Source organism: Pseudomonas oryzicola (assembly GCF_014269185.2).
In the GTDB taxonomy this organism is placed as follows: Bacteria; Pseudomonadota; Gammaproteobacteria; order Pseudomonadales; family Pseudomonadaceae; genus Aquipseudomonas; species Aquipseudomonas oryzicola.
In genome coordinates this window covers 323,079-342,322 of the sequence record NZ_JABWRZ020000002.1, presented here as the reverse complement: position 1 = coordinate 342,322, position 19,244 = coordinate 323,079, and the positions used below count along the sequence as shown (strand labels likewise).

24 protein-coding genes are annotated in these 19,244 nt (G+C 62.2%); 13 read left to right on the top strand and 11 right to left on the bottom strand.

Features of this window, described 5'->3' with window-relative positions; translation table 11 throughout:
- Positions 1-128: 128 nt before the first annotated feature.
- Both HU760_RS19660 and HU760_RS19655 read left to right on the top strand, forming a co-directional pair.
- Complete coding sequence (locus HU760_RS19660) at positions 129-521, top strand: FagA protein (RefSeq protein WP_186673375.1); 393 nt, start codon at positions 129-131, stop codon at positions 519-521.
- Between the two features lie 2 nt (positions 522-523).
- Positions 524-1,900: a class II fumarate hydratase gene (locus HU760_RS19655; protein WP_186673373.1), complete on the top strand. Its 1,377-nt coding sequence runs from the start codon at positions 524-526 to the stop codon at positions 1,898-1,900.
- An 89-nt stretch (positions 1,901-1,989) separates the two neighbouring features.
- Here HU760_RS19655 and HU760_RS19650 read toward each other — a convergent pair whose 3' ends face one another.
- The 10 genes from HU760_RS19650 to HU760_RS19605 form a co-directional block, all read right to left on the bottom strand.
- The gene (locus HU760_RS19650; protein WP_186673371.1) at positions 1,990-2,262 is read right to left on the bottom strand and encodes an HPr family phosphocarrier protein; all 273 of its coding nucleotides are present in this window, start codon (positions 2,260-2,262) and stop codon (positions 1,990-1,992) included.
- Positions 2,263-2,281: 19 nt separating this feature from the next.
- A complete protein-coding gene (gene rapZ, locus HU760_RS19645) occupies positions 2,282-3,136 on the bottom strand; it encodes an RNase adapter RapZ (RefSeq protein WP_186673369.1) in 855 nt (284 codons plus the stop codon).
- 2 nt (positions 3,137-3,138) lie between these two features.
- Positions 3,139-3,603, bottom strand: a complete 465-nt coding sequence (gene ptsN / locus HU760_RS19640) for a PTS IIA-like nitrogen regulatory protein PtsN (RefSeq protein ID WP_186673367.1) — start codon at positions 3,601-3,603, stop codon at positions 3,139-3,141.
- 12 nt (positions 3,604-3,615) lie between these two features.
- The gene (gene hpf, locus HU760_RS19635) at positions 3,616-3,924 is read right to left on the bottom strand and encodes a ribosome hibernation-promoting factor, HPF/YfiA family (protein WP_003255135.1); all 309 of its coding nucleotides are present in this window, start codon (positions 3,922-3,924) and stop codon (positions 3,616-3,618) included.
- A gap of 79 nt (positions 3,925-4,003) precedes the next feature.
- Entirely contained in the window at positions 4,004-5,497 is a 1,494-nt protein-coding gene (locus tag HU760_RS19630) for an RNA polymerase factor sigma-54 (RefSeq protein ID WP_186673365.1), read from the bottom strand.
- 176 nt (positions 5,498-5,673) lie between these two features.
- Complete coding sequence (gene lptB / locus HU760_RS19625) at positions 5,674-6,399, bottom strand: LPS export ABC transporter ATP-binding protein (protein ID WP_186673363.1); 726 nt, start codon at positions 6,397-6,399, stop codon at positions 5,674-5,676.
- Positions 6,400-6,924 (bottom strand): lipopolysaccharide transport periplasmic protein LptA, encoded by a 525-nt coding sequence (gene lptA, locus HU760_RS19620; RefSeq protein WP_186673355.1) that lies wholly within the window; start codon positions 6,922-6,924, stop codon positions 6,400-6,402.
- Positions 6,911-7,483 carry an LPS export ABC transporter periplasmic protein LptC gene (gene lptC / locus HU760_RS19615; RefSeq protein WP_186673353.1) on the bottom strand — a complete coding sequence of 191 codons (573 nt, stop codon included), beginning with the start codon at positions 7,481-7,483 and terminating at the stop codon, positions 6,911-6,913. Before lptC ends, lptA begins: the two co-directional genes overlap by 14 nt.
- 8 nt (positions 7,484-7,491) lie before the next feature.
- On the bottom strand, positions 7,492-8,016 hold the full coding sequence (locus tag HU760_RS19610; RefSeq protein ID WP_186673351.1) for a KdsC family phosphatase: 525 nt from the start codon (positions 8,014-8,016) through the stop codon (positions 7,492-7,494).
- 12 nt (positions 8,017-8,028) lie between these two features.
- Positions 8,029-9,003: a KpsF/GutQ family sugar-phosphate isomerase gene (locus tag HU760_RS19605; protein ID WP_170028409.1), complete on the bottom strand. Its 975-nt coding sequence runs from the start codon at positions 9,001-9,003 to the stop codon at positions 8,029-8,031.
- Between the two features lie 248 nt (positions 9,004-9,251).
- Here HU760_RS19605 and HU760_RS19600 point away from each other — a divergent pair, with 248 nt between their 5' ends.
- The 10 genes from HU760_RS19600 (at position 9,252) to hisC (ending at position 17,203) form a co-directional block, all read left to right on the top strand.
- Complete coding sequence (locus HU760_RS19600; RefSeq protein WP_012270662.1) at positions 9,252-10,061, top strand: ATP-binding cassette domain-containing protein; 810 nt, start codon at positions 9,252-9,254, stop codon at positions 10,059-10,061.
- Positions 10,061-10,858, top strand: a complete 798-nt coding sequence (mlaE, locus tag HU760_RS19595; RefSeq protein ID WP_186673349.1) for a lipid asymmetry maintenance ABC transporter permease subunit MlaE — start codon at positions 10,061-10,063, stop codon at positions 10,856-10,858. Before HU760_RS19600 ends, mlaE begins: the two co-directional genes overlap by 1 nt.
- Positions 10,858-11,343 carry an outer membrane lipid asymmetry maintenance protein MlaD gene (mlaD, locus tag HU760_RS19590; RefSeq protein ID WP_170028411.1) on the top strand — a complete coding sequence of 162 codons (486 nt, stop codon included), beginning with the start codon at positions 10,858-10,860 and terminating at the stop codon, positions 11,341-11,343. Before mlaE ends, mlaD begins: the two co-directional genes overlap by 1 nt.
- A gap of 9 nt (positions 11,344-11,352) precedes the next feature.
- Positions 11,353-12,000 carry an MlaC/ttg2D family ABC transporter substrate-binding protein gene (locus HU760_RS19585; protein ID WP_186673347.1) on the top strand — a complete coding sequence of 216 codons (648 nt, stop codon included), beginning with the start codon at positions 11,353-11,355 and terminating at the stop codon, positions 11,998-12,000.
- Complete coding sequence (locus tag HU760_RS19580) at positions 11,997-12,299, top strand: STAS domain-containing protein (protein ID WP_186673345.1); 303 nt, start codon at positions 11,997-11,999, stop codon at positions 12,297-12,299. The genes HU760_RS19585 and HU760_RS19580 overlap by 4 nt, the downstream gene beginning before the upstream one ends.
- 117 nt (positions 12,300-12,416) lie before the next feature.
- Positions 12,417-12,656, top strand: coding sequence for a BolA family protein (locus HU760_RS19575; RefSeq protein WP_003255121.1), 240 nt, complete (start codon positions 12,417-12,419; stop codon positions 12,654-12,656).
- 23 nt (positions 12,657-12,679) lie between these two features.
- Positions 12,680-13,945: a UDP-N-acetylglucosamine 1-carboxyvinyltransferase gene (gene murA / locus HU760_RS19570; RefSeq protein ID WP_186673343.1), complete on the top strand. Its 1,266-nt coding sequence runs from the start codon at positions 12,680-12,682 to the stop codon at positions 13,943-13,945.
- Positions 13,946-14,063: 118 nt separating this feature from the next.
- A complete protein-coding gene (gene hisG, locus HU760_RS19565) occupies positions 14,064-14,699 on the top strand; it encodes an ATP phosphoribosyltransferase (protein WP_051096610.1) in 636 nt (211 codons plus the stop codon).
- A 126-nt stretch (positions 14,700-14,825) separates the two neighbouring features.
- Positions 14,826-16,151, top strand: a complete 1,326-nt coding sequence (gene hisD / locus HU760_RS19560) for a histidinol dehydrogenase (RefSeq protein WP_186673342.1) — start codon at positions 14,826-14,828, stop codon at positions 16,149-16,151.
- 2 nt (positions 16,152-16,153) lie between these two features.
- Positions 16,154-17,203: a histidinol-phosphate transaminase gene (gene hisC, locus HU760_RS19555; protein WP_186673340.1), complete on the top strand. Its 1,050-nt coding sequence runs from the start codon at positions 16,154-16,156 to the stop codon at positions 17,201-17,203.
- A gap of 51 nt (positions 17,204-17,254) precedes the next feature.
- On the opposite strand, the gene HU760_RS19550 is transcribed toward hisC, so the two are convergent.
- Positions 17,255-18,451: an alkaline phosphatase family protein gene (locus HU760_RS19550; protein WP_186673338.1), complete on the bottom strand. Its 1,197-nt coding sequence runs from the start codon at positions 18,449-18,451 to the stop codon at positions 17,255-17,257.
- Between the two features lie 139 nt (positions 18,452-18,590).
- Here HU760_RS19550 and HU760_RS19545 point away from each other — a divergent pair, with 139 nt between their 5' ends.
- Positions 18,591-19,241: a FadR/GntR family transcriptional regulator gene (locus HU760_RS19545; RefSeq protein ID WP_186673330.1), complete on the top strand. Its 651-nt coding sequence runs from the start codon at positions 18,591-18,593 to the stop codon at positions 19,239-19,241.
- The last annotated feature ends 3 nt before the right edge of the window (positions 19,242-19,244 follow it).

The following is a 19,244-nucleotide window of genomic DNA, read 5'->3' as shown; positions in this document are numbered from 1 at the left end:
TTCGCGGTAATCCAGGCAGAAGAAATCCAATCCCGGCCCTCACGCCGGGATTTCTGTCTGCGCACTTTTTTCTTGAAGTGAGTTATTTTCTCAATTAATAATGAATATCATTATCCAGTAACCCGGTGATGATGTTCATGAAACCTGTCCTCCGCGAACTGCCCTACCTGGACAACTGGCGCTGGCTCAGCCGGCGCGTTCGGTGCGCGCTCGAACCCGACGAGCCGCGCCTGATCGAGCATTACCTGGCCGAAGGCCGCTACCTGGTGCGCTGCACCGAAACCTCGCCATGGACCGTGGCGCTGACCTCCTTCCGCCTGCTGCTGGATACCGCCTGCGATCGCATGCTGCCCTGGCACTGGCGCTGCCAGTGCCTGGATCAGGCTTGGCGCCCGCTGCTGGACCTGCGCAACCTCGACCGCCAGGCACACAACCGACGCTGGCAGCCCTACGCTTTGCAGTTGGCCAATTGCCGCCTGCTGCCGTCGATTTCTCCCGATGAACTGATGCAAGGATTGTGAAGATGAGCGATACCCGTATCGAACGTGACAGCATGGGCGAACTGCAGGTACCGGCCCAGGCCCTGTACGGTGCCCAGACCCAGCGTGCGGTAGACAATTTCCCGATCAGCGGCCTGCGTATGCCGGCCCAGTTCATTCGGGCGCTGCTGTTGGCCAAGGCTGCCGCAGCCAAGACCAACGTCGAGCTGCAACAGCTGTCTGCAGCACAGGGCCAGGCGATCGTCACGGCAGTCGAACAACTGTTGGCGGGGGACTTCATCCAGCATTTCCCGGTGGATGTATTCCAGACCGGCTCTGGTACCAGCTCGAACATGAACGCCAACGAGGTGATTGCCACCCTGGCCAGCCGTGTCCTGGGTGATGCTGTCAGCGCCAACGACCACGTCAACTGCGGCCAGAGCAGCAACGACATCATCCCTACCACCATTCATGTCAGCGCGGCCTTGGCCGTGCATGAGCAACTGTTGCCTGCCCTGGCGCATCTGGTCCAAGTCATCCAGGCCAAGTCGCAGCAAGTGCATCAGTACGTCAAGACCGGCCGTACCCACCTGATGGATGCCATGCCGGTGCGCATGAGCCAGGTGCTGGATGGCTGGGCTGCGCAGCTCAACGGTGCCAAGGCGCATATCGAAGCTACCTTGCCGAGCTTGCAGGCGTTGGCCCAGGGCGGGACTGCAGTGGGTACCGGCATCAACGCCCACCCGCAATTCGCTGTCGGCTTCGCCCGGCAACTCAGCAGCCTGACCCGGGTCGAATTCACTCCCGGGCAGAATCTGTTCGCCTTGATTGGCTCGCAGGATACCGCCGTGGCCCTGTCCGGCCAGCTCAAGACTACTGCGGTGGCGCTGATGAAAATCGCCAATGACCTGCGCTGGATGAACTCCGGGCCATTGGCCGGCCTCGGGGAAATAGAGCTGCAAGGCCTGCAGCCGGGCTCTTCGATCATGCCAGGCAAGGTCAACCCGGTCATTCCGGAGGCCACCGCCATGGTCGCCGCTCAGGTGATCGGCAATGACGCCACCATCGCCATTGCTGGCCAGTCCGGCAACTTCGAGCTGAACGTGATGCTGCCAGTGATTGCCCGCAATCTGCTGGAAAGCATCGAGCTGATGGCCAACGCCAGCCGCCTGCTGGCTGACAAGGCCATCGCCAGCTTCAGGGTCAATGAAAGCAAGCTCAACGAAGCCCTGGCGCGCAACCCGATCCTGGTCACGGCGCTGAACCCGATCATTGGTTATCTGAAGGCCGCCGAAATCGCCAAGAGCGCCTACAAGCAGGGTCGCCCGATCATCGACGTGGCCCTGGAGCACACCGACCTGTCGCGTGAGCAACTGGAAGCACTATTGGACCCGGAGAAGCTCACCGCTGGCGGTATCTGACCCTGCGTCATCGCCCGGGGCTGGCTGGCGCCGAAGCGCTGCCCTGGGCGGGTATGCCGCGCATCAAGGCGGCCTTGACCGGCTTAGGGCTATTCGCCTTCGTCAAAGAAGTTGTTGATAAGCTCGACCAGGGCTTCCATGGCTTCGTTGTCCTGCTCCCCTTCGGTATGCAGGTGCACCTGGGTGCCTTTGCCTGCCGCCAGCATCATCACCGCCATGATGCTTTTGCCATCCACCAGCTTGTCTGGAGCGCGGCCCACCCTGACCTGGCAGGGGAAGCGGCCGGCCACGCCGACGAACTTGGCTGCCGCCCGGGCGTGCAGCCCCAGCTTGTTGATGATGGTGATTTCACGGGCGGGCATCGTGGGGCGGATCCTTGGGCTAGAGGTCGCGGTGGCGGACCTGGACGTTTTTCAGGGATTGCTGCAGCAACTGGCCGAGGCGCTCGGTGATGTATACCGAACGGTGGTGGCCGCCGGTGCAGCCAATGGCAATGGTGACGTAGGCACGGTTACTGGCGGCGAAGCGGGGCAGCCACTTGAGCAGGTAGCTGGAAATGTCGTTGAACATTTCTTCGACGTCCGGCTGCGCGGCCAGATAGTCGATCACCGGTTGCTCCAGGCCGGAATGCTCACGCAACTCGGGCTTCCAGTAGGGATTGGGCAGGCAGCGCACGTCGAACACCAGGTCGGCATCGACTGGCATGCCGCGCTTGAAACCGAACGACTCGACCAGGAATGCAGTGCCAGGCTCGGGCTGGTTGAGCAGGCGCAGCTTGATCGAATCGCGCAGCTGGTACAGGTTCAGGCTGGTGGTGTCGATCTTGAGGTCGGCCAGGTCGGAAATCGGCCCCAGCAGGGCGCTCTCTACGCGAATCGCCTCCGCCAGCGAGCGGTTGGCGTTGGTCAGCGGGTGGCGTCGACGGGTTTCCGAAAAACGCTTGAGCAGCGTGTCTTCGTCTGCGTCGAGGTACAGCACGTCACACTGGATATGCCGGGCGCGGGCTTCCTCGAGCAACTCGGGAAAACGGGACAGGTGGCTGGGCAGGTTGCGTGCGTCGATCGACACGGCGACCTTGGGTTGCAGCAACTCGGTGTTGATCAGCGCGTTTTCCGCCAGTTGCGGCAGCAGCCCGGCGGGCAGGTTGTCAATGCAGTAGAAACCGTTGTCTTCCAGGACATCGAGGGCGGTGCTCTTGCCGGAGCCGGACCGGCCGCTGACGATGATCAGGCGCATGTTCAGTGCTCGTTCTGTACGTCCAGGACAACCTGGAACAGGGCCTCGCTGCTGGTGGCCGCACGCAGGCGATCACGTACCTCCTTGCGATCAAGCATGCTGGCAATCTGTCGCAGCAACTCCAGATGAGCATCGGTAGCGGCTTCAGGCACCAGCAGGACGAACAGCAGGTCCACTGGAGCACCGTCGATGGCGTCATAGTCGATAGGAGCTTCCAGGTGCAGCAGGGCGCTGACCGGAGCGGAACATCCTTGAAGCCGGCAGTGCGGTATGGCGATGCCATTACCGAAACCGGTCGAGCCGAGTTTTTCCCGGGCAACCAGTTTTTCGAAGACGTCCTGCATCTCCAGTTCTGGCACTTGTTCGGCGATGACGGTAGCGACCTTTTCCAGGGCGCGCTTCTTACTGCCGCCCGGCACGTTCACCAGGGAACGGCCGGGGGTCAGGATGGTTTCAAGTCGGATCATGGATGAGGGGTATCAGCGGGCGGCTGCACCTTGCAGCAGGCTTTGCTGTTTTTCCTTGTGTTTTTTCAGTTGGCGGTCGAGCTTGTCAGCCAAGGCGTCGATCGCTGCATACATGTCTTCGTGTTCGGCGTTGGCAACCACTTCGCCGCCGGGAATCTGCAGGGTCGCCTCGACCTTCTGTTGCAGCTTCTCGACCTTCATGATGACCTGCACGTTGGTAATCTTGTCGAAGTGACTTTCCACCCGAGCGAGTTTTTCAAGCACGTAATCGCGCAGTGGCTGGGTGACTTCTACATGCTGTCCACTGATATTGACTTGCATACAGCTTCTCCTTTGTTGCCCGTGCATAAAGAGGCAGGTCTTGCACCTGCCCCACAAACGCTGTGGCGCATCTCAGGGGCTACATCAGTCGCTTGCGTTCACTCGACGGTGCGATGCCGAGGGACTCGCGATACTTGGCGACGGTGCGACGGGCTACCTGGATGCCTTGTGCCTCCAGTAAACCAGCGATCTTGCTGTCACTCAATGGCTTTTTCTGATTTTCCGCCGCAACCAGTTTCTTGATGATCGCACGGATCGCCGTGGACGAGCATTCTCCGCCTTCGGAGGTGCTGACGTGGCTGGAGAAAAAGTATTTCAGTTCGTAGATGCCACGTGGCGTGTGCATGTATTTCTGCGTGGTAACCCGCGAAATGGTCGACTCGTGCATGCCTACCGCCTCGGCGATGTCATGCAGCACCAGGGGTTTCATCGCTTCGTCGCCGTGGTCGAGGAAGCCGCGCTGGTGCTCGACGATCTGCGTGGCCACCTTCATCAGCGTCTCGTTGCGGCTTTGCAGGCTCTTGATGAACCAGCGCGCTTCCTGCAGCTGGTTGCGCATGAAGGTGTTGTCGGCACTGGTGTCGGCCCGGCGCACGAACCCGGCGTACTGCGGGTTGACGCGCAGCCGCGGGATGGCTTCCTGGTTCAGCTCCACCAGCCAGCGGTCATTGTCCTTGCGCACGATGACGTCGGGCACCACGTACTCAGGCTCGCTGGACTCGATCTGCGAACCGGGGCGCGGGTTGAGGCTCTGTACCAGCTCGATGACCTGGCGCAGCTCGTCTTCCTTGATTTTCATGCGCCGCATCAGCTGGCTGTAGTCGCGGCTGCCGAGCAGGTCGATGAAATCGGTGACCAGGCGCTTGGCTTCGGTCATCCACGGGGTGTTGGCTGGCAGCTGGCGCAGTTGCAGCAGCAGGCATTCGCCCAGGTTGCGGGCACCGACACCAGCCGGCTCGAACTGCTGGATGCGGTGCAGCACCGCTTCGACCTCGTCCAGTTCGATATCCAGCTCGGGGTCGAAACCGGCACAGATCTCCTCGAGGGTGTCTTCCAGGTAGCCCTGGCCATTGATGCTGTCGATCAGGGTGACCGCAATCAGTCGGTCGGTGTCCGACATCGGTGCCAGGTTCAATTGCCACAGCAGGTGGCTTTGCAGGCTTTCGCCGGCCGATGTCCGCGTGGTGAAGTCCCATTCGTCATCGTCGCTGCTTGGCAGGCTGCTGGCGCTGGTCTGGTAGATGTCTTCCCAGGCGGTGTCCACCGGCAGCTCGTTGGGAATGCGCTCGCTCCACTCACCGTCTTCAAGGTTGTCGGCACTGGTGGTGCTTTCCTGGAAGCTGTTGTCCTGAACTTCGGCGGCCGGTTTGTTCTCGGCGTTGTCCGCCATCGGGTCGCTGTTGTCGAAGTCGTCGCCGTCTTCCTGACGTTCGAGCATCGGGTTCGACTCCAGCGCTTCCTGGATTTCCTGTTGGAGGTCCAGGGTGGAGAGCTGGAGCAGGCGGATGGCCTGTTGCAACTGCGGCGTCATCGTCAGTTGCTGGCCCATTTTTAGGACGAGCGATGGTTTCATGGCTGGGGCTAAATACCTTGTTCGCCGGCGCGCATGCGCCATCCACTACACGAGGGCGCCGGGGCGCCAGATCAAGCAAGTTTTATGCCTTAAATTGTAGCGTTTGCCTAGAGCACTGTAACAACTTTACCCTCGATTGCAGGGCGAATTGCCGGCACTCCAGGCGCGCACTGGGTTCAGAGCCGGAACTCGTGGCCCAGGTAAACCTCTTTGACCAGGTCGTTGGCCAGGATGGTCTCGGCGTCGCCTTCGGCGATGAGGCGGCCATCATTGACGATATAGGCGGTTTCGCAGATATCCAGGGTCTCGCGGACGTTGTGGTCGGTGATCAGTACGCCGATGCCCTTGGCCTTGAGATGGTGGATGATCTGCTTGATGTCGCCGACGGAGATCGGGTCGACACCGGCAAACGGTTCGTCCAGCAGGATGAACTTGGGCGCGGTCGCCAGTGCGCGGGCGATTTCGACGCGACGGCGCTCGCCACCGGACAGGCTCATGCCGAGGTTGTCGCGAATGTGGCTGATGTGGAACTCCTGCAGCAGGCTTTCCAGTTCCTTGCGACGGCCTTCGCGGTCGAGGTCCTTGCGGGTCTCGAGAATGGCCATGATGTTATCGGCCACCGACAGCTTGCGGAAGATCGAGGCTTCCTGCGGCAGGTAGCCGATACCGGCGCGGGCGCGGCCATGCATGGGCTGGTGGCTGACATCGAGGTTGTCGATCAGCACGCGCCCCTGATCGGCCTGAACCAGGCCGACGATCATGTAGAAGCAGGTGGTCTTGCCGGCGCCGTTGGGGCCGAGCAGGCCGACGATCTGGCCGCTGTCGATCGACAGGCTGACGTCACGTACGACCTGCCGCCCCTTGTAGCTCTTGGCCAGGTGCTGGGCTTTGAGGGTTGCCATTTACTCGGCCTTCTTCTTGGGCTGGATCACCATGTCGATACGCTGACGCGGCGAAGTCACGTTGCCACCACGACCGGCGGTCGCCACCTGGGTCTGGGTGTTGTAGACGATCTTTTCGCCTTCGGTGGTGTTGCCTTCGTTCTCGACCTTGGCGCGATCGGTAAGGATCACCATGTCCTTCTGCGACTGGTACTGGATGGTGACTGCCCAGCCTTTCATCTTGTCCGCCTTGGCGGCGCTTTGTTGCTGCTCGAAGTAGGCCAGGTTGCCCACCGAAGTCACCACGTCGATGTCGCCGGAGGCGGAGCGGGTGATGGTCACGGTGTTGCCTTTGATCATCATCGAACCCTGGGTGATGATCACGTCGCCGGTATAGGTGGCCACGCCCTGCTTGTCGTCCAGGTGGGCATTGTCGGCCTGGATGCGGATAGGCTGGTCACGGTCATTCGGCAGGGCGAGGGCGCTCGCGCTTCCCAGTGCTGCGCTCAGGCTGAGCAAAAGGGGGAGGGTTTTAACGAGCCTCATACTGTCCTCTTACGTTAGAGAGCAAGTCCATCTTGCCTTCTTTCAAATACGCTTTCATTCCTTTGCCCGTAGTCGTGCCACCGGCGCCGTCGATTCTAACGGCTTGCTCGGTCTGCGCATATTGCTTCTGCGGGAACACGGTCATGCGCGAGCTGGTAATGATGGTTTCGCGCTGTTTTTCGTCGCTGCGGGCAACCCGTACGTTGTCGATCAGTTCAACCTCGCTGCCGTCCGGGTTGACCTCGGCGCGGGTGCTCTGTACGTGCCACGGGAACGCAGTACCGCGGTACAGGTGCAGGTCCGGCGTGGTCAGCAGGGTGATTTCGCTGGCCTTGAGGTGCTCGACCTTGTCGGCGGTCATTTCATACTGCAGCTTGCCGTCGGGCAGGAACTGCACGCTGTGGGCGTTGACGGCGTAGTAATCGATGGCGCTCTTGTCGGTCCGGGCTACCGGTTTGTCGAGGAAGCTCTCCGGGCTGACATTCCAGTAGCCGATCGCCACCAGCAGGGCGGCGATCACTGCGAGCAGCGCAATGTTGCGGGCTTTCTTGCTGAACATGGGCAGCCTTACAGGTAGTTGGCGTTGGCAGCGTCCAGGGTGCCCTGGGCCTGCATGATCAGTTCGCAGAATTCACGGGCCGCACCTTCGCCGCCACGTGCCTGGGTCACGCCATGGGCGTGCTGGCGAACGAATGGGGCGGCGTTGGCCACCGCCATGCCCAGGGCGACCCGGCGGATCACCGGCAGGTCCGGCAGGTCGTCGCCGAGGTAGGCCACTTCAGCATAGCTCAGGCCCAGTTCGGCGAGCAGGCCGTCAAGTACCACCAGTTTGTCCTCGCGGCCCTGATAAAGGTGCGGGATGCCGAGGTTCCTGGCGCGGCGCTCGACCACCGGGGTCTTGCGCCCGCTGATGATCGCGGTGGTCACGCCCGAGGCCATGAGCATCTTGATGCCCTGGCCGTCGAGGGTGTTGAAGGTCTTGAATTCGCTGCCGTCCTCGAGGAAGTACAGGCGCCCGTCGGTGAGCACGCCATCCACGTCGAACACTGCCAGCTTGATGTGCTTGCCGCGTTGCATGAGGTCCTGGTTCATTCCATCGCTCCTTTACATTACGCCGGCGCGCAGCAGGTCGTGCATGTTCAGGGCGCCGGTGGGGCGGTCCTCGCGGTCTACCACCACCAGGGCGCCGATCTTGTGGTCTTCCATGATTTTCAGCGCCTCGGCCGCGAGCATGTCGGCGCGGGCCGTCTTGCCGTGCACGGTCATGACCTGGTCGATCAGGGTGGTGTGGACGTCGATGTTGCGGTCCAGGCTGCGGCGCAGGTCGCCGTCGGTGAAGATCCCGGCCAGCTTGCCGTCGGCTTCGACGATCACGGTCATGCCCAGGCCTTTGCGGGACATTTCCAGCAGGGCGTCCTTGAGCAAGGTGCCGCGCGGAACCTGGGGCAGGTCGTCACCGGCGTGCATCACGTTCTCGACCTTCAGCAGCAGGCGGCGGCCCAGCGCCCCACCCGGGTGCGAGAAGGCAAAGTCCTCGGCGGTGAAGCCACGGGCTTCGAGCAGGGCGATGGCCAGGGCGTCGCCGAGTACCAGCGAGGCGGTGGTGGAAGAGGTGGGGGCCAGGTTGAGCGGGCATGCCTCTTGCTCGACGCGCGCGTCGAGGTTGACCTCGGCCGCCTGGGCCAGGGGGGAATCCGGATTACCGGTCAGGCTGATCAGCTTGATGCCCAGGCGCTTGATCAGTGGCAGCAGGGTGACGATTTCGGCGGTGCTGCCGGAATTCGACAGGGCCAGGATGACATCATCGCGGGTAATCATGCCCATGTCGCCATGGCTGGCCTCGGCGGGGTGCACGAAAAACGCCGGCGTGCCGGTGCTGGCGAGGGTGGCGGCGATCTTGTTGCCGATGTGCCCGGACTTGCCCATGCCAACCACGACGACCCGGCCCTTGCTGGCCAGGATCAGTTCGCAGGCCTTGACGAAATTGTCGTCGATGCGCGCCAGCAGGGCCTCTACGGCCTCGACTTCCAGGCGCAGGGTGCGTTGGGCGGATTGGATCAGCTCGCTGGATTGGCTCATGTCGAAAAAGCAATGCCTGATGAAAAGGCGGCGATTATAGCTGCAATGGAAGAAACCCTCACGCTTTCGATTGCCGCGGCGAATCTCTCATCAGCCTGTCACCGTGCTGAACGACTCGTTAGCCGGCCTTGGGGCGGCGCTGTCAGCGGTGCTATAGTTCGCCGCTATTCGGCCTGCCAGGGGCGCGTGTGCCTTCCAGATGGAGGCCAGCGTCCATTAGGACGAGGCTGCATCAGCAAGGAGTCTAGATGAGTGTGGATAGCGCCTACGCGGTCGAGTTGAAGGGGGTTACCTTCAAACGCGGTTCGCGCAGCATTTTCAGCAACGTCGACATTCGCATCCCGCGCGGCAAGGTCACCGGTATCATGGGGCCATCGGGGTGCGGCAAGACCACGTTGCTCCGTCTGATGGGCGCGCAATTACGCCCTTCCAGCGGTGAGGTCTGGGTTGCCGGGCAGAACCTGCCGACGCTGTCGCGCAGCGACCTGTTCGATGCCCGCAAGCAAATGGGGGTGCTGTTCCAGAGCGGCGCGCTGTTCACCGATCTCGATGTATTCGAGAACGTCGCGTTCCCGCTGCGCGTGCACACTCAGCTGTCGGACGAAATGATCCGTGACATCGTGCTGATGAAACTGCAGGCCGTGGGCCTGCGCGGTGCCATCGACCTGATGCCGGACGAACTGTCCGGTGGCATGAAGCGTCGGGTAGCGCTGGCCCGGGCGATTGCCCTGGACCCGCAGATCCTCATGTACGACGAACCGTTCGTCGGCCAGGACCCCATTGCCATGGGAGTGCTGGTGCGCCTGATCCGTCTGCTCAACGATGCGCTGGGCATCACCAGCATCGTGGTTTCCCATGACCTGGCGGAAACCGCCAGCATCGCCGACTACATCTATGTGGTGGGTGACGGCCAGGTGCTCGGCCAGGGTACCCCTGACGAGCTGATGGGGTCGGACAACCCGCGCATTCGCCAGTTCATGAAAGGCGACCCGGACGGTCCGGTACCTTTCCATTTTCCCGCGCCGGACTACCGCGCCGACCTGCTGGGGGCGCGTTGATGCGCAGAAAATCCTTACTCGAACGTGTGCGCCTGCTCGGGCGTTCGGCAATCGACGTGCTGGCGGTGTTGGGCCGTTCCTGCCTGTTCCTGTTCCACGCCCTGGTCGGCCGCGGCGGTATCGGTGGCGGTTTCCAGCTGCTGACCAAGCAGCTGTACTCGGTGGGCGTGCTGTCGCTGGCGATCATCGTCGTGTCCGGGGTGTTCATCGGCATGGTACTGGCGCTGCAGGGCTACAGCATCCTGACCAAGTACGGCTCGGAGCAGGCCGTGGGGCAGATGGTCGCCCTGACCTTGCTGCGTGAGCTGGGCCCGGTGGTAACCGCCTTGCTGTTCGCCGGCCGCGCTGGCTCTGCGCTGACCGCTGAAATCGGTAACATGAAGTCCACCGAGCAGCTGTCGAGCCTGGAAATGATCGGTGTCGACCCGCTCAAGTACATCGTCGCACCGCGCCTGTGGGCCGGTTTCATCTCGCTGCCATTGCTGGCGCTGATCTTCAGCGTGGTGGGCATCTGGGGTGGCTCGTGGGTGGCCGTGGACTGGCTGGGCGTCTACGAGGGCTCGTTCTGGGCCAACATGCAGAACAGTGTTTCGTTCACCGACGACGTGCTCAACGGGCTGGTCAAGAGCCTGGTATTCGCCTTCGTCACGACCTGGATCGCCGTATTCCAGGGGTACGACTGTGAGCCCACCTCAGAAGGGATCAGCCGTGCCACCACCAAGACCGTGGTCTATGCCTCGTTGGCAGTGCTGGGTCTGGACTTTATTCTGACCGCCTTGATGTTTGGAGATTTCTGATGCAAAACCGCACCCTGGAAATCGGTGTCGGCCTGTTCCTCCTGGCCGGGATCCTGGCGCTGCTGCTGCTGGCCCTGCGTGTCAGCGGCCTGTCGGCCAGCCCGAGCAGCGATACCTATAAAGTTTACGCCTACTTCGACAATATCGCCGGTTTGACGGTCAGAGCTAAAGTGACCATGGCCGGTGTGACCATCGGCAAGGTCACCGCCATTGACCTGGACCGCGATTCCTACACCGGTCGGGTGACGCTGCAGTTGGACAAGTCGGTGGACAATCTGCCGGTCGACTCCACTGCCTCGATCCTGACTGCCGGGTTGCTGGGCGAGAAGTACATCGGCATCAGCGTGGGCGGTGAAGAGCAGGTACTCAAGGATGGCGCGACCATCCATGACACCCAGTCTGCCCTGGTGCTGGAAGATCTGATTGGCAAGTTCCTGCTCAACTCCGTTGGCAAGGAACCGAAAGAAGCGCAACCGGCTAATTAAGGAGTTTCCATGATTTCCATCCTGCGACGTGGCCTGCTGGTCCTGCTGGCGGCCTTCCCCCTGCTGACCATGGCCGCACAGACGCCCCATGATGTGGTTCAGGGCACCACCACCGAACTGCTCGGCGACCTGAAGGCCAACAAGGAACAATACAAGTCCAACCCCAACGCCTTCTACGATGCGCTGAATCGCATTCTCGGCCCGGTGGTTGACGCAGACGGTATTTCCCGCAGCATCATGACCGTCAAGTACTCGCGCAAGGCCACCCCGGAGCAGATGCAGCGCTTCCAGGAAAACTTCAAGCGTAGCCTGATGCAGTTCTATGGCAACGCCCTGCTCGAATACAACAACCAGGGCATCACCGTCGACCCGGCCAAGGCCGATGACGGCAAGCGCGCCAGTGTCGGCATGAAGGTCACCGGCAACAACGGTGCCGTGTACCCGGTGCAGTACACCCTGGAAAACCTCGGCGGCGAGTGGAAGGTGCGTAACGTGATCGTCAACGGCATCAATATCGGCAAGCTGTTCCGTGACCAGTTCGCCGACGCCATGCAGCGCAACGGTGGCGATCTGGACAAGACCATCGACGGCTGGGCCGGTGAAGTGGCCAAGGCCAAGCAGGCCGCCGACAACTCCCCGGAGAAGACTGTCAAATGAGTGAGGCTGCTGTGAGCATGGCCGAGCCGGGCGTGCTGCGCCTGGCTGGCGTGCTGGACTACCGCAGCGGCCCGGTGCTGCGCAAGCAGGGCAAGGCGCTGATCGGCGCCTGTCGCGAGGCGCAGGTGGTGCTCGATTGCGCGGCAGTGCAGCGCTCCACCAGTGTCGGCCTGTCATTGCTGCTGGCCTTCATGCGCGATGCCCAGGCAGCCGGCAAGGGCTGCCAGGTGCGCAACATGCCCGACGACATGCGCGAAATTGCCGAGGTCTATGACCTCGACGAAGTGCTGGCAAGCTGATGGCAATACGGAAATGATGGCCCCTCGGTCAGTGAAGCCCTCGTTGGGCTTCGCAGGCGAGGGGCTTTTTTGTATGATGGCCGACCCGTGCGCATCGGGCGCCGATTGAGGTTGAGCATGCAGGCCGTAGAAGTTAAAAGCTTCCTTGAAGAGAAATTGCCGGGTTCCCGGGTCGAAGTTGAAGGCGAAGGCTGCAACTTCCAGTTGAACGTGATCAGCGACGAGTTGGCTGGCCTGAGCCCGGTCAAACGCCAGCAGGCGATCTATGCTCACCTGAATCCGTGGATCGCCAATGGCAGCATCCATGCGGTAACCATGAAATTTTTCAGCAGCGCAGCCTGGGCTGAGCGCACCTGAGCCAACGTGGCGGCGAGATTCCAATGGACAAACTGATTATTACTGGCGGCGCTCGCCTTGATGGCGAGATCCGCATTTCGGGCGCGAAGAACGCAGCCCTGCCGATCCTGGCGGCGACCCTGCTGGCCGACGGCCCGGTCACCGTAGGCAACCTGCCGCACCTGCACGACATCACCACCATGATCGAGCTCTTCGGGCGCATGGGCATCGAGCCTGTGATCGACGAAAAGCTGGCGGTAGAGATCGACCCGCGTACCATCAAGACCCTGGTCGCGCCGTACGAACTGGTCAAGACCATGCGTGCCTCGATCCTGGTATTGGGCCCGATGGTCGCCCGCTTCGGCGAGGCCGAAGTGGCCCTGCCTGGCGGTTGCGCCATCGGCTCGCGGCCGGTCGACCTGCACATCCGTGGTCTCGAAGCCATGGGCGCGAAGATCGAAGTCGAGGGCGGTTACATCAAGGCCAAGGCACCTGAAGGTGGCCTGCGCGGTGCGCACTTCTTCTTCGACACCGTCAGCGTGACCGGTACCGAGAACATCATGATGGCCGCAGCCCTGGCCAAGGGGCGCAGCGTGCTGCAGAACGCCGCGCGCGAGCCGGAAGTGGTCGATCTGGCCAACTTCATCAACGCCATGGGCGGCAAGATCCAGGGCGCTGGTACCGACACCATCGTCATCGATGGCGTCGAGCGCCTGGCTTCGGCCAACTACCGCGTGATGCCGGACCGTATCGAGACCGGTACCTACCTGGTTGCCGCTGCCGTGACCGGTGGCCGCGTCAAGGTCAAGGACACCGACCCGACCATCCTTGAAGCAGTCCTGGAAAAGCTCAAGGAAGCTGGCGCCGACATCAACACCGGCGAAGACTGGATCGAGCTGGACATGCACGGCAAGCGGCCGAAAGCCGTCAACCTGCGTACCGCCCCGTACCCGGCATTCCCGACCGACATGCAGGCGCAGTTCATCTCGCTCAACGCCATTGCCGAAGGCACTGGCGCCGTGATCGAGACGATCTTCGAAAACCGCTTCATGCATGTCTATGAAATGCACCGCATGGGCGCGCAGATCCAGGTCGAAGGCAACACCGCAATCGTCACCGGCGTGAATACGCTCAAGGGCGCCCCGGTCATGGCCACCGACCTGCGTGCTTCCGCCAGCCTGGTGCTGTCGGCACTGGTAGCCGAAGGCGACACGCTGATCGATCGCATCTACCACATCGACCGTGGTTACGAGTGCATCGAAGAGAAACTGCAGATGCTGGGCGCGAGAATCCGTCGCGTACCGGGCTAGTCGTCTGCCGGTTCAGGTATGGAGGTGAGCCTGCTCACCCCATGCCTGGGCCTGATGAATTGAATGCGGTCGGGCCAGTGGCCCGGCCGGCAGTAGCCGCTTGAGGACCGACGTTCCAATGTTGACCATCGCGCTTTCCAAAGGCCGTATTCTCGACGATACCCTGCCGCTGCTGGCGGAAGCCGGTATCGTGCCGACCGAGAACCCGGACAAGAGCCGCAAACTGATCATCCCCACCACGCAGGACGATGTGCGCCTGCTGATCGTGCGCGCCACCGATGTGCCGACCTATGTCGAGCATGGTGCCGCCGACCTGGGTGTGGCCGGCAAGGACGTGCTGATGGAATATGGCGGCCAGGGCCTGTACGAGCCCCTGGACCTGCAGATTGCCCGTTGCAAGCTGATGACCGCCGGCGTGGTCGGTGCAGCCGAGCCCAAGGGCCGTCTGCGCGTGGCTACCAAGTTCGTCAACGTAGCCAAGCGCTACTACGCCGAACAGGGCCGTCAGGTAGACATCATCAAGCTGTACGGCTCGATGGAACTGGCGCCGCTGATCAACCTCGCCGACAAGATCATCGACGTGGTCGACACCGGTAATACCCTGCGTGCCAACGGCCTGGAGCCTCAGGAACTGATCGCCACGATCAGCTCGCGCCTGGTGGTCAACAAGGCCTCCATGAAAATGCAGCACGCCCGTATCCAGAGCCTGATCGACACACTACGCCAAGCGGTCGAGTCGCGACACCGCGGTTGACTCCTGCGCGCGGCCTTCGCTGTCGCGCCCGTCTATCCGCGTCATAGCCACTTTTCTCGGGTGCCCGCGCGGATGGACTGGTAGCCTAGGGCGCCTGAGCATTCGCCAATAATCGAGGCCCTCGCCATGACCGTGTCCACTGCAATTGCCCGTCTCAACGCTGCTGATCCGGATTTCGCCCGACATCTGGATCATCTGCTGAGCTGGGAAAGTGTGTCCGATGACGCGGTCAACCAACGCGTGCTCGACATCATCAAGGCCGTGCGCGAGCGTGGCGATGCGGCGCTGGTGGAGCTCACCCAGCGTTTCGATGGTGTCGATGCCAAGTCGATCGACGACCTGATCCTCAAGCGCGAACGCCTGGAACTGGCGCTGACCCGCATTACCCCTGCCCAGCGCGAAGCCCTGGAAAAGGCCGCCAGCCGCGTGCGCCTGTACCACGAGCGGCAGAAGCAGGACTCCTGGCAGTACACCGAAGCCGACGGCACCGTGCTCGGCCAGAAGGTCACCCCGCTTGACCGTGCCGGCCTGTACGTGCCGGGTGGCAAGGCGTCGTACCCGTCGTCGGTGCTGATGAATGCCATCCCGGCCAAGGTTGCCGGCGTGGCCGAAGTGGTCATGGTGGTGCCGACCCCACGTGGCGAGGTCAACGAGCTGGTGCTGGCGGCAGCCTGCATCGCCGGTGTCGACCGGGTGTTCACCGTCGGTGGTGCCCAGGCTGTTGCCGCGTTGGCCTACGGTACCGAGAGTGTGCCGCAGGTAGACAAGATCGTCGGCCCGGGCAACATCTACGTCGCCACCGCCAAGCGCCATGTATTCGGCCAGGTGGGTATCGACATGATCGCCGGCCCGTCGGAAATCCTCGTGGTGTGCGACGGCCAGACCGACCCGGACTGGATTGCCATGGACCTGTTCTCCCAGGCCGAACACGACGAAGACGCCCAGGCGATCCTGGTCAGCCCGGATGCCGCTTTCCTTGACCGCGTTGCCGCCAGCATCGACAAGTTGCTGCCGACCATGGAACGTGCCGCGATCATCGAGAAATCGATCAACGGCCGTGGCGCGTTGATCCAGGTACGTGACATGCAGCAGGCCATTGAAGTGGCCAACCGTATCGCACCGGAGCACCTGGAGCTGTCGGTGGCCGACCCGCAGGCCTGGCTGCCGCATATTCGCCACGCTGGCGCGATCTTCATGGGCCGCCACACCAGTGAAGCACTGGGCGACTACTGCGCCGGCCCCAATCACGTGCTGCCCACTTCCGGCACCGCGCGTTTTTCCTCGCCGCTGGGGGTGTATGACTTCCAGAAGCGTTCGTCGATCATCTTCTGCTCCGAGCAGGGCGCGTCCGAACTGGGCCACACAGCTTCGGTCCTGGCCCGTGGCGAATCGCTGACCGCCCACGCCCGCAGCGCTGAATACCGTATCCTGACCCAAGAAAAGGGGAACTGAGCATGAGTCGATTCTGGAGCCCCTTCGTCAAGGGCCTGGTGCCTTACGTGCCGGGCGAGCAACCCAAGCTGGCCCGCATGGTCAAGCTGAATACCAACGAGAACCCCTATGGCCCATCGCCGAAGGCGCTGGAGGCCATGCGTGCCGAGCTGAACGACAACCTGCGCCTGTACCCGGACCCGAACAGTGACCGGCTGAAGCAGGCGGTGGCCGAGTATTACGGCGTGACCCCGGCGCAGGTGTTCGTCGGCAACGGCTCCGACGAGGTGCTGGCACACATCTTCCACGGCTTGTTCCAGCATGCTCGCGGCCCGTTGCTGTTCCCCGACGTCAGCTACAGCTTCTACCCGGTGTACTGCGGCTTGTATGGCATTGCGTTCGAGCAGGTGGCGCTGGATGAACAGTTCCAGATCCGCATTGCTGACTACGACAAACCCAATGCCGGGATAATCTTCCCCAACCCTAACGCGCCGACCGGCTGCCTGCTGCCGTTGCAGGCGATCGAGCAATTGCTGCGAGCCAACCGCGACTCGGTGGTGGTGGTGGACGAAGCCTACATCGACTTCGGCGGTGAGACGGCCATCAGCCTGGTGGATCGCTACGACAACCTGCTGGTGACCCAGACCCTGTCGAAGTCCCGCTCGCTCGCCGGTTTGCGTGTGGGCCTGGCGGTCGGCCACCCGGACCTCATCGAGGCGCTGGAGCGGATCAAGAACAGCTTCAACTCCTACCCGCTTGACCGCATGGCGATCGTGGGCGCTGCAGCTGCCTTCGAGGACAAGACCTACTTCCAGGCCACCTGCCGCAAGGTGATCGACAGCCGTGAAGCGCTGGTGGAACAGTTGGTCGGCAAGGGCTTCGAGGTATTGCCATCGGCGGCCAACTTCATCTTCGCCCGCCATCCTCGGCAGGACGCGGCGCAACTGGCGGCCCGCCTGCGCGAGCAGGGCGTGATCGTACGGCACTTCAAGCAGGAGCGCATTGACCAGTTCCTGCGTATCACCATTGGCACGCCGGAAATGAACCAGGCGTTGCTCGATGCGTTGAGCTGAGCCAGGGATTCTGCAGGAGTGGAGACATCCGCTCCTGCAGGACAGGCCCGCTCAGTACCTGATTTCCTCGATATTCAATCGCGCGCTGGCTGGCCGGGTGCGCACTGCGACCGGCGTGCCATCTAGTTCGAGCACGTAGTCGTTGGCCTGGCGCATGCCTTCTGGATCGGTCCACTGCTGCAAGTGAGCCTGCGCATTGGCGACGACCTGGCCATTTTTGTGAATGATCACGGTCCCTGGCGAGTCGCTGTTCCACAACAATTTGCCTTCGGCTTCGATGGCCCGTGCCTTGCGCACGCCGGTTGCGCCCAGTAGCGGCGTCCCATCAAGCAGCCATTCCGGCAGCAGGTTGAGGCCCATATGCCTGAGCACGGTCGGGGCCACCGATGTTTGCGCTGCGTAGCCATACAAGTTGTTGGGTCCAGGGTTGTCTTCGGGAATGCTGGGTTGGTTCAGCTCTCCATTCAACGGTTTGTTGCTGGCGATGAACACCGTCTTCTCCTGCTCGGTCACACCGCCGTGGCCAGTGCCCCAGAAATCACGACCGTGGTCAGTGCAGACAATCACCAGCCAGTCCTCCTGCGGTTGCTGGGACATCCGCTCTTCCACCTTGTCCAGCAGGCGCCCAAGGCGCTCGTCAGCTTCGCGCAGGGCTGCCTGATAGGCCGGCCCGAAGCCACTGGCGTGGCCGACCTGGTCGGGTTCGTCGAGCTGAATGAAGGTGAAATCGGCCGGGGTATTGCCAAGTATCTGCAGGGTTCGCGCGGTGACCTGCTCATCATTCAGTCCGCTTTCGCGCACATTGTTGCCCTGCGCGTCGACCAGCAGATAGGCGGTGTTGATCGGCGACCAATTGATGATGCTGGCAATATGGGCGTTCGGCAGCGCGTCACGCAGTCGCTTGAACAGGCTGGGGAACCCAGGGTCAATCCGCAAGGCTTCCGAGTTGGAATCCACCTTGTGCTTGTTGGCCCACACACCTGACAACAGGGTGACCCACCCCGGGCCGCTGACCGTAGCCTGCTCGCTGGCCCGCCCGGTTATGCCGCCGGCATAGGCCTTGCCATAGAGCAGACGCTTGTGCAGGTTGGTATCGCCGCCCAGCTGTTCGTAGCGCTGAAGCTGGACGCCGTCCATGCCGATGATCAGCGTCTTGGGTTGCGTTTGCAGCGGTTTGAAGTCGCAGCCATTGATCAGCAGCGCAGCCAGCAGCAGGGCGGTACAGCGTAGGGTTCCACTAATCGACATAGGGCATGCCTCGATGAGGTCGGGGTGAAGCGTTGCAACAACCCCGCGCGCTCGCAATTGGCAGAAATGCCAGTTGAATTGCTGTGCGGGAGGCTTTCCATTAAGCTCCGCGAATTCATCGGATGATTGGTTGAGTCAAATGAACAGCGAATTGACCAGGCGCTCTCTGGTCGAACTTGCCGTCGAGCGCATGCGCGAACGCATTCTTCAGGGCGACTGGCAAATCGGCCAGCGTCTGCCTACCGAGCCGGTTTTGGCCGTGGAGCTGGGGATCAGCCGCAATACCGTGCGTGAGGCCATGCGCGTGCTGGCATTCAGTGGCCTGGTGGAAATTCGCCAGGGCGATGGCAGTTACCTGCGCACGGCCCAGGATCCGCTACAGGCCGTGCAGGCGATGTCACGCTGCTCACCTGAACATGCCCGTGAAACCCGCCACATCCTGGAAGCAGAGGCTATCGGCCTGGCCGCGCTGCGGCGTACCGATGCCGACCTGCAGGCGTTGCGTGATGCCCTGGTAGTCAGTGCCGGGCATTTTCATGGGGATGTTGCAGCCTACGTTGCCTGCGACCTGGTGTTTCACCAACGGTTGGTCGATGCCGCCCACAACCCGGCACTCAGCGAGTTGTACCGCTACTTTTCCGGGGTGGTGGCTGCTGCGCTGCAGCACAACATGACCACTGTTCCGCGCTGCCAGGCTACGTTCGACCTGCATGGGCAGATCCTCGATGCCATCGAGCAACGCGATGCGGAGCGGGCCAAACGCCTGAGCCGTACCCTTATCGAATCCTGAGCC

What these genes read in the sequence shown, in the direction of transcription:
- HU760_RS19660 (WP_186673375.1), top strand. Translation starts at nt 129, where the DNA reads ATGATGTTCATGAAACCTGTCCTCCGCGAACTGCCCTACCTGGACAAC.
- HU760_RS19655 (WP_186673373.1), top strand. Translation starts at nt 524, where the DNA reads ATGAGCGATACCCGTATCGAACGTGACAGCATGGGCGAACTGCAGGTA.
- HU760_RS19650 (WP_186673371.1), bottom strand. Translation starts at nt 2,262, where the DNA reads ATGCCCGCCCGTGAAATCACCATCATCAACAAGCTGGGGCTGCACGCC.
- rapZ (WP_186673369.1), bottom strand. Translation starts at nt 3,136, where the DNA reads ATGCGCCTGATCATCGTCAGCGGCCGGTCCGGCTCCGGCAAGAGCACC.
- ptsN (WP_186673367.1), bottom strand. Translation starts at nt 3,603, where the DNA reads ATGATCCGACTTGAAACCATCCTGACCCCCGGCCGTTCCCTGGTGAAC.
- hpf (WP_003255135.1), bottom strand. Translation starts at nt 3,924, where the DNA reads ATGCAAGTCAATATCAGTGGACAGCATGTAGAAGTCACCCAGCCACTG.
- HU760_RS19630 (WP_186673365.1), bottom strand. Translation starts at nt 5,497, where the DNA reads ATGAAACCATCGCTCGTCCTAAAAATGGGCCAGCAACTGACGATGACG.
- lptB (WP_186673363.1), bottom strand. Translation starts at nt 6,399, where the DNA reads ATGGCAACCCTCAAAGCCCAGCACCTGGCCAAGAGCTACAAGGGGCGG.
- lptA (WP_186673355.1), bottom strand. Translation starts at nt 6,924, where the DNA reads ATGAGGCTCGTTAAAACCCTCCCCCTTTTGCTCAGCCTGAGCGCAGCA.
- lptC (WP_186673353.1), bottom strand. Translation starts at nt 7,483, where the DNA reads ATGTTCAGCAAGAAAGCCCGCAACATTGCGCTGCTCGCAGTGATCGCC.
- HU760_RS19610 (WP_186673351.1), bottom strand. Translation starts at nt 8,016, where the DNA reads ATGAACCAGGACCTCATGCAACGCGGCAAGCACATCAAGCTGGCAGTG.
- HU760_RS19605 (WP_170028409.1), bottom strand. Translation starts at nt 9,003, where the DNA reads ATGAGCCAATCCAGCGAGCTGATCCAATCCGCCCAACGCACCCTGCGC.
- HU760_RS19600 (WP_012270662.1), top strand. Translation starts at nt 9,252, where the DNA reads ATGAGTGTGGATAGCGCCTACGCGGTCGAGTTGAAGGGGGTTACCTTC.
- mlaE (WP_186673349.1), top strand. Translation starts at nt 10,061, where the DNA reads ATGCGCAGAAAATCCTTACTCGAACGTGTGCGCCTGCTCGGGCGTTCG.
- mlaD (WP_170028411.1), top strand. Translation starts at nt 10,858, where the DNA reads ATGCAAAACCGCACCCTGGAAATCGGTGTCGGCCTGTTCCTCCTGGCC.
- HU760_RS19585 (WP_186673347.1), top strand. Translation starts at nt 11,353, where the DNA reads ATGATTTCCATCCTGCGACGTGGCCTGCTGGTCCTGCTGGCGGCCTTC.
- HU760_RS19580 (WP_186673345.1), top strand. Translation starts at nt 11,997, where the DNA reads ATGAGTGAGGCTGCTGTGAGCATGGCCGAGCCGGGCGTGCTGCGCCTG.
- HU760_RS19575 (WP_003255121.1), top strand. Translation starts at nt 12,417, where the DNA reads ATGCAGGCCGTAGAAGTTAAAAGCTTCCTTGAAGAGAAATTGCCGGGT.
- murA (WP_186673343.1), top strand. Translation starts at nt 12,680, where the DNA reads ATGGACAAACTGATTATTACTGGCGGCGCTCGCCTTGATGGCGAGATC.
- hisG (WP_051096610.1), top strand. Translation starts at nt 14,064, where the DNA reads ATGTTGACCATCGCGCTTTCCAAAGGCCGTATTCTCGACGATACCCTG.
- hisD (WP_186673342.1), top strand. Translation starts at nt 14,826, where the DNA reads ATGACCGTGTCCACTGCAATTGCCCGTCTCAACGCTGCTGATCCGGAT.
- hisC (WP_186673340.1), top strand. Translation starts at nt 16,154, where the DNA reads ATGAGTCGATTCTGGAGCCCCTTCGTCAAGGGCCTGGTGCCTTACGTG.
- HU760_RS19550 (WP_186673338.1), bottom strand. Translation starts at nt 18,451, where the DNA reads ATGTCGATTAGTGGAACCCTACGCTGTACCGCCCTGCTGCTGGCTGCG.
- HU760_RS19545 (WP_186673330.1), top strand. Translation starts at nt 18,591, where the DNA reads ATGAACAGCGAATTGACCAGGCGCTCTCTGGTCGAACTTGCCGTCGAG.